A 13,605-nucleotide genomic window follows, 5' to 3' on the forward strand; every position below is an offset into this window, starting at 1 on the left:
AGAAGTGTAACTATAAATATATCAATGAAATGTATGTTCCCAAACCCAATACGCTTTTTGTTTTTTAATTTTTTTACTCTTTAATACTGGTAAAACTTTTTATGGCTTCGTTGGGTGCAATAATATTATATCCTTCCCAAAAAGAAGGATCGTAATTTGGCAAATAAACGGGGGCAATGTTTGGTTCGGGTGTAAAGTTTTCAAATTGCTGTGACTCTATAGCTGTATCCTCAAATACCACTAACTCAAATTTCTCTATATTTTGCAGTGTGAAATCCACATGGGTAGAAACTTCGTTTTGTTTTCTTCTTCCGTCTACATTTTTATTCTTTTCAATAATTTTTAGAGGACGATCAAACCCCACCTTTTGTCCCTTGGTTTCTTCTTGATATTTCAATGCATATTTACCCCGTTGGTTTTTGGCGTACAAAATGACTCCCTTTTGAAGGTACTCGTAATAAGAAACCCCAAACAGATTAAATTTTTTGATGGGTTTTACGTTTTCATACTCTAGGCGAATTACAGCAAAGTCGAAAGCATTTATATACATAACGCCTTTGTAATCGGCACCTCCATCTGGTTTGAAATTTATTTTATAAACCAAATCATTGTCTAAGTATAAAAGCCCATTCAATTCAAAATCGTATTTTCTGGATTTATGAATAAAATTAAGGTCAGAATCTTCATAAAGAAAGTTATCTTTTAGCAGTGAACTTATTTGACTGGTGCGGTAGTTTAAAAAGTTCTCTTTCTTCTCTTTTTCCTTTTTCTTTTGATATTCTACCAAGGTATCCATGGACTCATCCTCGAAAAAAGAAGAATCTATTTCTGATTTCCCTCCTATGATACCCGATTTTATTTTAAAGTAAGAATCACGCTTTACATGCTTACGCATTATTTTTTGCAACTTGGCTTCTATGGCTTCATAAGAAAGTGAGTTGTTTTTATCATACAACTCAGATGCTTTTATAATATCCAGCTTCACCTCTTGTTCGTCTTCCTGTATTTTGCCATACAAATCGGCTAAAATTTCGGTATAGTAAGAAGTACTTTTTGGAATGGAGCGGGAAATACTATCAGAAAATGCTTGATTGATCTCTGGAATGCTACTTTCTTTTATTTTAATATAATTATTTAAAATGGTAGCGTGGTCGGCACTTCGGTAAAAAACTTTTTGTTTAAAAAAATTATGGTCGTAGTTCTTCTCTAAACTGTCTTCCACCTTCTCCATAATTTCTTCTACCGTGTAATTCTTGTTTAAAAGCACCACCTCATCAAGCTCAATGTCTTTTGTGCTTAGTGAAACCTCGGAAGCCTCAAAATTGTTTACTGCAAACTTTTTCTCTTCATAGCCCAAACAACTAATATACAAAGAATCGGTTGCTTCAATTTCTTTAATGATATTAATGGTAAACTCCCCATCTTCACTGCTTATTACCCCTGTTTTATCATTTAAGGAAATGGTGGCAAATGGTATTGGTTCTTCGGTAGTAGCGTCTATAATTTTTGCTGAAATGGTTTTTTGTGCAGAAATGCCTTCAGAAAACAAAACAATCAGAAATAAAAAGAGGTAAACTTTTTTCATATAAATATTTTAATGTGGAATGAAAATAGACAATAGAAAAATAGCTTTTGCACTATTTATAGTTTCGTTATACAAGTTTTGTAATTATTTAACATTAATTTCATAAAATACAAATTGTTACATCCGGGAGTAACCATGTCTTTCTTTGTGAAAGGCATGTCAAAAAATCAAAAATATTTACCCTTTAGAAAGTTATTCCTTAACTTCGTACCCGCAAAATTTCAGATAATTAAAAAATCTACGATATGAGTAAATACGATGTAATCGTTTTAGGAAGTGGACCTGGTGGATATGTTACCGCTATTCGCGCATCGCAGTTGGGTTTTAAGACCGCTGTTGTTGAAAAAGAAAACCTAGGAGGTGTATGTTTAAACTGGGGATGTATCCCTACAAAAGCCCTTTTAAAATCGGCTCAAGTATTCGAATATTTAAAGCATGCAGACGATTACGGTATTAAAGTAAGTGACGTAGATAAAGACTTTGAAGCCGTTGTAAAAAGAAGCCGTGGGGTTGCCGACGGCATGAGCAAGGGAGTTCAGTTTTTAATGAAGAAAAATAAAATCGATGTTATTGAAGGTTTTGGGAAGCTAAAATCGGGTAAGAAGATCGATGTTAAAGATAAAGACGGAAAAACTACAGAATACAGCGCAGACCACATTATAATCGCCACTGGAGCCCGCTCTAGGGAACTGCCAAGCTTACCTCAAGACGGTAAGAAGGTTATTGGTTACCGCGAAGCGATGACCCTTCCAGAGCAACCTAAAAAAATGATCGTGGTTGGAAGTGGAGCTATCGGGATTGAGTTTGCCTATTTCTATAACTCTATGGGAACGGAAGTAACCGTAGTTGAGTATTTGCCTAATATCGTTCCGGTAGAAGACGAAGATGTTTCCAAACAATTGGAGCGTAGTTTTAAAAAAGCCGGTGTAAAAATTAAAACCTCTGCAGAGGTAACCAAAGTAGATACTTCTGGCGATGGCGTTAAGGCCACTATTAAAACCAAAAAAGGCGAGGAAGTTTTAGAGGCCGATATCGTGCTTTCTGCGGTAGGTATTAAAACCAATATCGAAAACATCGGTTTAGAGGATGTAGGTATTGCTACCGATAGAGATAAAATTCTAGTAAACGATTATTACCAAACCAACATACCAGGATATTACGCTATTGGAGACGTAACTCCCGGGCAGGCTTTGGCACACGTTGCTTCTGCGGAAGGAATTCTTTGTGTGGAAAAAATAGCAGGAATGCATGTGGAAGCACTAGACTATGGAAACATTCCAGGGTGTACCTATTGTATGCCAGAGGTTGCTTCTGTAGGTCTCACCGAAAAACAAGCAAAAGAAAAAGGGTACGATATTAAAGTTGGTAAGTTTCCATTTTCTGCCAGTGGTAAGGCAAAAGCTTCTGGAACCCCAGACGGATTTGTAAAGGTGATTTTTGATGCCAAATATGGAGAATGGTTAGGTTGCCATATGATTGGTGCCGGAGTAACCGATATGATTGCTGAGGCTGTGGTAGCTAGAAAACTGGAAACTACAGGACACGAAGTATTAAAAGCAGTACACCCACACCCAACGATGAGTGAGGCGGTGATGGAAGCTGTGGCTGCCGCTTATGATGAGGTGATTCATATTTAAAACACCTTTTCTTAAAAATATAAAAGCAGGATTGTCTTAATAGATTATCCTGCTTTTTATTTATAGTTGCTGGGTGAGACTTCCTTTTATGATTTTAAAAAAATTATTATGAGGACATCATCATGAAAGGCGTTAGTATTTGGCAATCTCCCAAATTTTGCTAGTTATTGTTAAGATGTTATGCTGAGCTTGTCGAAGCATTTTTAACAAGAAATTACCCTTCGACCTGCCCGTCCGGCAGGCGGGCAAGCTCAGGGTGACATTTTATTTTATATTTATCCTACCAAATCGCAATACCAAAAAGAAGTATCCCAAGTAATTTCATCGTCATCTTGAAAACAGGAGTCGTCTTGATTTTTTGAAGGGGAATACGACTTTAATATTTTTTCCCCAATCTCAAAATTTACAGGTTTTTTAAAAATAGGACCGTCGAACACAAAAGTGTGGAATTCCCCGTTTTCCCCGCAGACATCTACCCCCTCGGGTAATTCCTCTATAAATTTTTTATCGATTACCTTTCCTACAAATGATTCGTCCAAAAGTTTTGCATTAACACTTACAATAATGGCTTTAAAGCCCAAATCTAAAAATTCTTCCATTAGTTTTTTGGTATCCATTTTCCATAATGGAAATACTGGTTTTATGCCTACTTCCCCCAATTTAGATTCCCGGTATTTTTTTAAATCCTCTAAAAAGATATCTCCAAATACCGTATGCGTGTAGCTTTCTTGCTGTAATTCGTTCATGGCAGTTTTCATAACCTTGTCATAAGTTTTCATTGATACATCGCCTGATAACTCAATTGTTTTAAGCGGAATACCAATGCTTTCAGCTTGTTTGAATAATAAATCGTTTCGCAAACCATGCATAGAAACCCGGTTAAGGTCAGAATTTACCGTAGTTACTAAAAGGTCTATATTAAAAGCTGATTGTTCTTGCATTTTATACAATGCCAAAGCACTGTCCTTCCCCGTGCTCCAGTTGAAATAGGTTTTATTGGGCATTTTGATTTTCGTTTACTTTAGATTAAAAATAAGCAGATGTCTCTGCGAGCGGAGCGTAGCGCAGTGCGGCAGTCTCCCAAAAGGAAGTAGCTACTTTAGTTAGGGGATCCCCGTCTGCCTTATGGCAGAACCACACTTCACTGCGTTACGTTCGTGAAGACGTTTATAAAAAACTTTGTATCGCCAAATCGTAGCTTTGCATTCCAAACCCAAGGATAACCCCCTTGGCATTTGGAGAAATATACGATTGATGCCGAAAGGTTTCTCTTCCAAAGGTGTTGGAAATATGAACCTCAACAACAGGGGTTGAAATACCTTTTATTGCATCGCCAATGCCAACGGACGTATGTGTATAAGCCCCTGCATTTAAAATAACCCCATCATAATCAAACCCTACTTCATGCAGCTTATTGATAATTTCACCTTCTATATTAGATTGATAGTATTCTATTTGAATATCCTTAAATTTTTGCTGAAGCTTTTCAAGATAGTCTTCAAAAGTCTGGGAACCGTAAATTTCGGGCTCACGTTTTCCTAAGAGATTTAAATTTGGGCCATTTAAGAGAAGTAATTTCATGAAAATCTATTTTTAGTAAAAGTAAAAAATAAAGAATAAAAAAAACGGAAACCAAAAGGCTTCCGTTATGTTTTGTTGCAGTAACCAAATAAGATTAAAAGAAGAAATATCCTAAAGTAAATTGAAAAACACCGTTGTATACCTCTTCAACATCATCGTCTTCAACAATATTACTTAAACCCAAGTTATATCTTCCATCTATAAAAAGGCCATTTTGGAATTCGTAACCCAATCCAAAATTCAAACCAAAATCTAAATTTTTTAATTCGTCCTTTACGTCAATTTCAGCTGAAACATCCCCTTCTTCACCTTTAGCTTTGGCAGATAATAGAAAACCTACTTGAGGTCCGGCTTGAATACTAAAGCCATCTGCAACATAATATTTTCCCATTAAGGGCACATTTAAGTAATCAAACTTCAATGTTTCGTTCCCTTCTTTAGCTCCTTGAGCCGAGTACAATAATTCTGGTTGAAAAGAGAACTTTTCGGAAATTGGAAATTGTGCAACTGCCCCCGCCACAAAAGAAGTCCGAGAACCAAATTCTTCAGCATCATCCCCACGTAGATGAGCAATGTTTAAACCTGCTTTGGCGCCTATTTTAAAATCTTGGGCGTTTGCTGAAATTGCAAAAGCAGTTAGGGCTAATGCGGTTAAAAATAATTTTTTCATTAGTAATTAGTTTAAAGATTTAGAGTGCTAAAATAGAGTAAAAATTTTAAATTTTTTATATTTCTTGAGGTTAGTATCAAAAAAAACGGAGGCGATTGCCTCCGTTTTACTTCGTATCTTTTTTACTTCTAGAAAAAGAATCCAGCACCTACTTGCCAAACACCGTTCTTTTGTTCGAAATCGAAATCGTCGCCATCGTCAACCACATTAGAAAGTCCTAAATTGTATCTTCCTGTTAGGAAAATTCCGTTTGAAAATTCATAACCCACTCCAAAATTCAATCCGAAGTCTATATCTTTATAGAAATCATCTGGATCGACAGATAAAGAACTGTCATCGCCATTAGCTTCCCATTCCTTTGAAACCAAAACTCCAACTTGAGGCCCCACTTCTACGCTAAAAGCGTCTGTAACAAAGTACTTTCCCATTAATGGAAAATTAATATATCCCAATTTGGCCTTTATATTATCTTCCCCTCCAAAATCTCCTTCAGCCCCTTGAGAAGAGTATAAGATTTCTGGTTGGAACGCAAATTTTTCAGAAAATTTAAATTCTGCTAAACCTCCTACAAAGAATGAAGTTCTTACCTCAGCGTCATCAGCATCATCGCCGCGAAAATTGGCAAAGTTAAATCCACCTTTTGCACCCAATCTTATATCCTGTGCATGCGAACTAAAAGAAAACGCTACAAGCGCTATGGCAATAAAAAAGTAATTTTTCATATTTAATATTTTTTAAGATTTGTTCCGCTAAAGTACAGTATAGGACTACAAAAATATGTTAGACCATTGTTAAAAGCTTACCAAAGTTTTCTAAAATACTTTCTCAACTTTAGCTTAATTTTACCATATGAAATGGAACCATGCCCTTAAAGATTATGAGAATTATTTAAAGATAGAAAGGGGACTGTCTAAAAACTCGGTAACCAATTACTGTTTAGACATCCAAAAACTCATATCCTTTCTTGAACAGAACAACATGGCAGTTTCCCCGATTCAAATTTCTACGGAAAACCTTCAGGAATTTATTTACGAAACTGCAAAAACCATTAATCCGCGTTCCCAGGCACGGTTAATTTCTGGACTCAAAAGTTTTTTTAACTACCTAATTTTTGAAGATTACCGAAAAGACAACCCCACCGAATTAATAGAATCTCCCAAAGTGGGGCGCAAACTCCCAGATACCCTTGCAGAAGATGAAATAGATGCCCTTATTGCGGCCATAGATTTAAGCACTCCCGAAGGGGAACGAAACCGAACAATGCTCGAGACCTTATACAGTTGCGGATTGCGGGTTTCGGAGCTGGTAGCTCTTAAAATTTCTGATCTTTTCTTTGAAGAGGGCTTTATTAAGGTAAGCGGGAAAGGAGACAAGCAACGCTTTGTACCAATTGCAAATACCACGATTAAATACATCGCTATTTATATCAACGAAGTTAGGCCACATATTAATATTCAAAAAGGATTTGAAGATTTTGTTTTTTTGAATAGAAGGGGAAAAAGCCTTACCCGCGCCATGGTTTTTACGGTTATTAAGAACGCTACCGTAAAAGCAGGCATTAAAAAAAATGTGAGTCCGCATACCTTTAGACATTCTTTTGCTACCCATTTGCTGCAAAACGGAGCCGACCTCCGCGCCATACAACAAATGCTCGGGCATGAAAGCATCACCACTACCGAGGTTTATATGCACCTTAACCGTAATGATCTTGCTCGGGTAATCGACAAGCACCATCCCAGAAAGGATTTTTAACTTTTTGTTATCGCTAATTCTGTCTTTTTATTTGGAAATTTATACTTCCAACGGTTACACTCAAAGTTAATAACATAAAAACCCATAGAAAAAGATGAAATTTTATACATTAAAAAATGACAGAAAGTTACCAGCTATTGGTTTAGGAACGTGGAAATCTGATCCCGGAAAAGTAGGAGAAGCCGTTATCGAAGCTATAAAAGTTGGTTACAGACATATTGACTGCGCAGCAGTTTACGGTAATGAAGCAGAAATAGGTGAAGCCCTAAACAAAGCATTTGCCGATGGTTTGGTAAAAAGGGAAGATTTATGGATTACCTCCAAACTTTGGAATAACGCCCATGAAAAGGACAAGGTAATCCCTGCATTGCAAAAAACCCTGAACGACTTACAATTGGATTATCTGGATCTCTATCTCATTCATTGGCCTGTGGCTTTTAAAGAAGGCGTAGGTTTCCCAGAAAAGGCAGAAGATTTTTTATCTTTAGAAGAAGTTCCCATTATAGAAACGTGGAAAAAGATGGAGGAAGCTCATGAAAAGGGTATGGTAAAAAGTATTGGCGTATCCAACTTCAGTATAGAAAAATTAAAAGACCTTTTGGTAGATGCCAATTTACAGCCAGAGGTAAACCAAGTAGAGTTACACCCGCTTTTGCAACAGGAAGAATTGTTGGAATTTTGCGACAATAACTCCATTATCTTAACAGGATATTCACCTTTAGGTTCTGGAGATCGCTCGCAAGACATGAAAAAAGATGACGAACCGAATTTATTGGAAAACGAGACTATTATTGAAATTGCCAAAGAGCACGATTGTTCGCCAGCACAGGTTCTTATCTCTTGGCATTTAAGCAGGGGAACGGCAGTAATTCCGAAGTCCACCAACCCTAAAAGGATAAAAGAGAATTTAGAAAGTTACGATGTAGAGCTTACCGAAAAGAATGTAAGCGCTATTAGAAAACTAAATGAACACTATCGATATGTAGATGGTAAGTTCTTTGAAATGGAAGGAAGCCCCTACCATAACATTTACGACGAGTAGACTTTTATATATACAACTCATTAAGAGGCCTGATTTTCAACATTGAAAAATCGGGCCTTTTTCAATTTTACCGCTTATTTTTAACTACTTCACCGCCGCTTTCGCTCCATGCATCGAACCCACCGTCTAGATTGGTTACATTTGTATAACCCAAAGAATCCAACACCTTAGATGCTTTTGCACTTCTCCCTCCTGCTTTACAATAAAGATAAATCTTTTTTGAGGCATCAATTTTCGAAACTGCCTTTACGAAGCCAGGAGCTCGGTAATCGATATTTTTAGCTTGTTTAAGGTGTCCGCCTTCAAACTCTTCAGGAGTGCGCACATCTATTAAAACCACATCGGCTGTATGGGCACCTTGAAAATTGGCAATCTCCATTTGCTTCACTTGTGCGGTCATCTGCTGAAAAGAAATTGTCAGCAGAAAAAAAATAAAACTTTTAACGTTCATCTAACTAAAATTAAAAAGCGGTTTCGTTCCTTGTTATACTACAAAACTACGAAAGTGATAATTAAACTTTTTATCATACTTTTGAAATAAAATTAAAATTGCGTGGCTAAGAACCAACTTGATCCTTCAAAATGGGTAGATCTCTATGCAGACTATCTTTTTAATTATACCATTTCTCGCGTAAACGATAGTATCGTAGCAGAAGATTTGGTACAAGAAACCTTTTTGGCTGGTTTAAAATCTGCTAAAAATTTTAAAGGGGAAGCTGCAGAACGCACTTGGTTGATTTCTATACTGAAAAGAAAAATTATAGATCATTATAGAAAAATAAATTCCAAAAAAGGGAAAGCTGAAGTAAAAATGGGCTTTTCCAATAGAGAAGATGAAGAGGGCGATTGGCTGGAAGACCGGGTGGCAGACCCATTTGATATGAATGCGGAAGACACCCTGCAAAATGAAGAATTGGGTGTTGCCATACAGGAATGCCTGATGAAATTGCCAAAAAAACAAGCAGATGTTTTTATAAAAAAAACAATTCAAGGCATGGATACCGAAGATATTTGTAAAGAATTAAATATCTCTGCGTCTAATTTATGGGTGATAATCCACAGGGCCAGAACCGCTTTAATGGATTGTTTAGAAAATAATTGGTTTAAAAAATGAGTACTAAAAAAAATGTTTTCTTTATCTCTTGCGAAGAGGCCAAACACATTTGCGATAAGGTGCAATACGGAGAGGCCAGTTTGCTGGAAAAATTAAAATTAAATCTTAGGCTTTTATGGTGCAGGGCAACTAAGTCTTATACAAAGCGTAATATGAAGCTTACCGAACTTTGTAAGGAAGCACAGATAAAAACCCTGGATGAACAGAAAAAGAGTGAAATGAAGAAACGCTTGGAATCTCAAGAAAGCTAGAAAACCAATAGCATGAGCCACCAAAGTATGGATATACTTTCTACAAAAAAACTGGCGTAATAAGAAGATTGCTCCTTTTTTGCCGAAATAATCGCCGAAAGCAGTAAAAGTCCGACACATCCTTCCACCAGAAATACAGTATTAATTGTAGTTGTCTTGATATAACTTAGAACTAAAAACAACACAATTAAAATAGCCCCCAACCACTTTACTCCCCTTACCCCTAAAACCTGAGGCAAAGTTCGTAACCACGGCTCATCGGTGTTTAAATCCCTAATCTCAAAAGGGATAATAAGTATAATAATAAATACAAATCTTTGCACCAGCTCTAAGTAAGCAGACGAACTTAATTCCACATCATTATTCAATAGTGGTAAAATAACGGTAGACACCGACCAAGTAATGGCTACAATATAAATTTTAATTCCTTTTAAACTCCTAAAATTCCTTTGGGAAGAAATTGCCGGGACCACATATAAAAAGGCAAGCACCACCAAAACCGAAGCGGTTATAAGCGTTTCAATATTCAATTTAAAAATATAATATAGGGCGATAAGCAGGCAAATACCGCTAAAAATTTGAATGCCTCGAATGTATTTTTGGGTTACGAACACATAATGTTTTGCTAGCGGACTGTATTTTATGAAACTGTATTCCACAATTGTTCCAAAAAACAAGGCGTAACTTATATTTGGATCGAAATTTATATTGAAGTAAAGAGACGTAACCTGCGCAAGTGCAAAAACGCTCAATGCAACGTGTATACTGGTATCCAGATAAAAATTAAAAATATACTTAAGTAGCTTCATTTCAACAAAATAGCCATATAAATGTTAATTCCATTAAAGGGTGTTTAAAACTTTAGTTAAAGCCGTTTTAAAAGTACTTTTTTTAACCATAATTATATGTACTTTTGCGCAAATTAAAACATTTTTAGACGGTTATAATGAAAACAGATTCTTTTGTTACCCGCCATATTGGCCCACAAGAAGATGATTTAAACACCATGTTTTCTACAGTTGGTGTAAATAACATGGATGAGCTTCTCTATGAAACCTTTCCAGATGGAATCCGATTAAAGTCGGATTTAGATCTTCCGGAAGCGATGACAGAATATGAGTATTTGGCGCATTTAAAACAGCTTGCGGCTAAAAACAAAGTATTTAAAACCTATATCGGTTTAGGATACCATGAGTCTATCACACCTTCGGTAATCAAGAGAAACATTTTGGAAAATCCGGGTTGGTATACCGCTTACACTCCTTATCAAGCAGAAATTGCTCAAGGAAGGTTGGAAGCTTTATTAAACTTCCAAACCATGATTTGCGACCTTACCGGAATGGAGTTGGCCAATGCTTCCCTTTTAGATGAAGGTTCTGCTGCCGCAGAAGCCATGTCGATGTTATTTGGGGCAAGAAGCAGGGATCAAAAGAAAAGCAACATCAATAAGTTTTTTGTTTCCGAAGAAGTTTTACCACAAACCCTATCGGTTTTAAAATCACATGCCTCGCCATTAGAGATAGAATTGGTTGTAGGAGACCATACATCTTTTGATTTTTCTGAGGATTATTTTGGAGCTTTTCTGCAATATCCAGGGAAATATGGAGCTATTTTTAATTATTCAGAATTTGTTTCAAAAGCAAACGAAAAAGGAATAAAAGTGGCTTTTGCTGCAGATATTTTAAGCTTGGTAAACCTTACCCCTCCAGGGGAATTTGGGGCAGAAGTAGTTGTGGGAACTACTCAACGTTTTGGTATCCCTTTGGGATATGGAGGTCCGCATGCCGCTTTTTTCGCAACTAAAGATGCTTACAAAAGAAATATTCCCGGTAGAATAATAGGTGTTACCAAAGATATGGACGGCAACCGTGCCCTCCGCATGGCATTGCAAACTAGGGAACAACATATTAAAAGGGACAAAGCCACATCCAACATTTGTACCGCTCAAGTTTTACTAGCGGTGATGGCTGGAATGTATGCGGTTTACCACGGCCCTAAAGGACTTAAATATATTGCTGATAAAGTACACAATTCTGCCACAGCGCTTTCTAAGGCACTAGCGGATTTAGGTTACGATCAGCTGAACGATTCTTATTTTGATACTATTTTAGTTAAAGCAGATGCTCGAAATGTTAAGAGCATTGCAGAACTGGAAGATGTAAACTTTTTATATGTAGATGGCGATAAGGTGGCCATTTCCCTAAATGAAGCAACTACGTTAAAAGATTTGAATGCTATCGTTCAGATTTTTGCCGATGCAGCTGGGAAAAATACGATTAAAATTGAAAAGCTTATAGAAAATACAGCCATTCTAAATGGAACGGCACGTGTTTCTCCGTTCTTGGAAAACGAAGTATTTAATTCGTATCATTCCGAAACGGCCCTCATGCGTTATATCAAGAAATTAGAGCGTAAAGATTTAGCTTTAAATCATTCTATGATTTCCTTGGGATCTTGTACCATGAAGTTGAATGCCGCTTCTGAAATGCTCCCTCTTAGTTGGGATGAATGGGGAAATATTCACCCATTTGTACCGGTAGAGCAAGCGCAGGGGTATCAAGAAGTATTAAAGACACTTGAAGAGCAATTAAACGTAATTACTGGTTTTGCTGGTACGTCGCTTCAGCCAAATTCTGGTGCTCAAGGGGAATACGCCGGTTTGTTGGTAATTCGTGCATATCACGCATCCCGCAACGAATCGCACCGAAATATCTGTTTAATCCCTGCTTCTGCCCATGGTACCAATCCTGCATCAGCAGTATTAGCTGGTATGACAGTAGTGGTTACCAAAACAGACGACAAAGGAAATATCGATATAGAAGATCTGCGGGAAAAAGCAGAAAAATATAAAGAAAATCTAGCTGCATTGATGGTTACTTATCCTTCAACGCACGGTGTTTTTGAGTCTTCCATTAAAGAAATCACTCAATTGATACACGACAACGGCGGACAGGTTTATATGGATGGTGCCAATATGAATGCTCAAGTGGGACTTACCAATCCTGCAACTATTGGGGCAGATGTTTGTCATTTAAACCTTCATAAAACTTTTGCCATACCACATGGTGGTGGTGGTCCCGGTGTTGGCCCAATCTGCGTCGCAGAACATTTAGTACAGTTTTTACCATCGAACCCGGTAATTAAAACAGGTGGTGAAAATGCTATTGATGCCATTTCTGCTGCACCATGGGGAAGCTCTTTAGTATGCCTTATCTCTTATGGATATATAAAAATGTTGGGGGCCAAAGGGTTAAAACAAGTAACCAGTACCGCTATCTTAAATGCCAATTATATTAAGAACAGGCTCAGCGGATCTTTTGACGTGCTTTACACTGGAGAAAAAGGAAGAGCCGCCCACGAGATGATTATCGACTGTCGCCCGTTTAAAGCTAAAGGTATCGAGGTAACCGATATTGCGAAACGACTTATCGATTATGGTTTCCATGCACCAACGGTTTCCTTCCCAGTAGCTGGAACCATGATGATTGAACCTACGGAAAGTGAAAACTTAGCAGAACTCGATCGTTTTTGTGATGCTTTAATAGCTATTACCAAGGAGATTGAAGAACTGGAAGAAGGAGATAACAATAACGTTTTAAAGAACGCTCCACATACCTTGAAAATGGTAACGGCCAACAATTGGGAGTTTCCATATTCTAGGGAGAAAGCGGCATTTCCAATGGAATATATTGCAGATAATAAGTTTTGGCCTACCGTTAGACGTGTAGACGAAGCCTATGGAGATCGTAATTTAATGTGTACTTGCGCTCCTATAGAAGAATATATGGAAGCTTAAAATATTGCAAAGCAAGGCATCTTTTAAGTAGCTGTTAAAAACAACAAACTAGTGTCATACCCAGCCTATCAGAGCATTCCCGCTTAAGGAATCACCCTTCGATAAGCTTTGTATGACACTTTTTTTTACGCATTTCTCAAATATCTTTTTATAATAAAGTTCTTTTTTGCCTCTTTG

At 37.1% G+C, this 13,605-nt stretch carries 13 protein-coding genes; 6 read left to right on the plus strand and 7 right to left on the minus strand.

The annotated features are described in order from the left end of the window. Window positions 1-73: 73 nt before the first annotated feature. A complete protein-coding gene (locus HX109_RS02370; protein WP_178949617.1) occupies window positions 74-1,585 on the minus strand; it encodes a carboxypeptidase-like regulatory domain-containing protein in 1,512 nt (503 codons plus the stop codon). 245 nt (window positions 1,586-1,830) lie between these two features. Between HX109_RS02370 and lpdA the strand changes: the two genes are divergently transcribed. After that, window positions 1,831-3,222, plus strand: a complete 1,392-nt coding sequence (gene lpdA, locus HX109_RS02375) for a dihydrolipoyl dehydrogenase (protein ID WP_178949618.1) — start codon at window positions 1,831-1,833, stop codon at window positions 3,220-3,222. A gap of 275 nt (window positions 3,223-3,497) precedes the next feature. Here the strand turns inward: lpdA and HX109_RS02380 are convergent, their stop codons facing one another. The 4 genes from HX109_RS02380 to HX109_RS02395 form a co-directional block, all read right to left on the minus strand. Beyond that, window positions 3,498-4,226 carry a diphthine--ammonia ligase gene (locus HX109_RS02380; RefSeq protein WP_178949619.1) on the minus strand — a complete coding sequence of 243 codons (729 nt, stop codon included), beginning with the start codon at window positions 4,224-4,226 and terminating at the stop codon, window positions 3,498-3,500. A 163-nt stretch (window positions 4,227-4,389) separates the two neighbouring features. After that, window positions 4,390-4,803 (minus strand): type II 3-dehydroquinate dehydratase, encoded by a 414-nt coding sequence (aroQ, locus tag HX109_RS02385; RefSeq protein ID WP_178949620.1) that lies wholly within the window; start codon window positions 4,801-4,803, stop codon window positions 4,390-4,392. 94 nt (window positions 4,804-4,897) lie between these two features. Next, a complete protein-coding gene (locus tag HX109_RS02390) occupies window positions 4,898-5,473 on the minus strand; it encodes a porin family protein (RefSeq protein ID WP_178949621.1) in 576 nt (191 codons plus the stop codon). Window positions 5,474-5,601: 128 nt separating this feature from the next. After that, window positions 5,602-6,195 (minus strand): porin family protein, encoded by a 594-nt coding sequence (locus HX109_RS02395; protein WP_178949622.1) that lies wholly within the window; start codon window positions 6,193-6,195, stop codon window positions 5,602-5,604. Window positions 6,196-6,322: 127 nt separating this feature from the next. Here HX109_RS02395 and xerD point away from each other — a divergent pair, with 127 nt between their 5' ends. Then, window positions 6,323-7,225, plus strand: a complete 903-nt coding sequence (gene xerD / locus HX109_RS02400) for a site-specific tyrosine recombinase XerD (RefSeq protein WP_178949623.1) — start codon at window positions 6,323-6,325, stop codon at window positions 7,223-7,225. Window positions 7,226-7,319: 94 nt separating this feature from the next. Continuing rightward, entirely contained in the window at window positions 7,320-8,267 is a 948-nt protein-coding gene (locus tag HX109_RS02405) for an aldo/keto reductase (protein WP_178949624.1), read from the plus strand. 67 nt (window positions 8,268-8,334) lie between these two features. On the opposite strand, the gene HX109_RS02410 is transcribed toward HX109_RS02405, so the two are convergent. After that, entirely contained in the window at window positions 8,335-8,718 is a 384-nt protein-coding gene (locus HX109_RS02410; protein WP_178949625.1) for a rhodanese-like domain-containing protein, read from the minus strand. 102 nt (window positions 8,719-8,820) lie between these two features. On the opposite strand from HX109_RS02410, the gene HX109_RS02415 reads away from it, so the two are divergent. Both HX109_RS02415 and HX109_RS02420 read left to right on the plus strand, forming a co-directional pair. Then, window positions 8,821-9,381, plus strand: coding sequence for a sigma-70 family RNA polymerase sigma factor (locus HX109_RS02415; RefSeq protein ID WP_178949626.1), 561 nt, complete (start codon window positions 8,821-8,823; stop codon window positions 9,379-9,381). Continuing rightward, window positions 9,378-9,632 (plus strand): hypothetical protein, encoded by a 255-nt coding sequence (locus HX109_RS02420; protein ID WP_178949627.1) that lies wholly within the window; start codon window positions 9,378-9,380, stop codon window positions 9,630-9,632. The genes HX109_RS02415 and HX109_RS02420 overlap by 4 nt, the downstream gene beginning before the upstream one ends. Here the strand turns inward: HX109_RS02420 and HX109_RS02425 are convergent. Further along, on the minus strand, window positions 9,629-10,441 hold the full coding sequence (locus HX109_RS02425; RefSeq protein ID WP_178949628.1) for a hypothetical protein: 813 nt from the start codon (window positions 10,439-10,441) through the stop codon (window positions 9,629-9,631). The two genes, HX109_RS02420 and HX109_RS02425, sit on opposite strands and share 4 nt — an antisense overlap. 137 nt (window positions 10,442-10,578) lie before the next feature. On the opposite strand from HX109_RS02425, the gene gcvP reads away from it, so the two are divergent. Continuing rightward, window positions 10,579-13,428 carry an aminomethyl-transferring glycine dehydrogenase gene (gene gcvP / locus HX109_RS02430; RefSeq protein WP_178949629.1) on the plus strand — a complete coding sequence of 950 codons (2,850 nt, stop codon included), beginning with the start codon at window positions 10,579-10,581 and terminating at the stop codon, window positions 13,426-13,428. Window positions 13,429-13,605: the final 177 nt, after the last annotated feature.

Origin of the sequence: Galbibacter sp. BG1 (assembly GCF_013391805.1) — a bacterium.
In the GTDB taxonomy this organism is placed as follows: domain Bacteria; phylum Bacteroidota; class Bacteroidia; order Flavobacteriales; family Flavobacteriaceae; genus Galbibacter.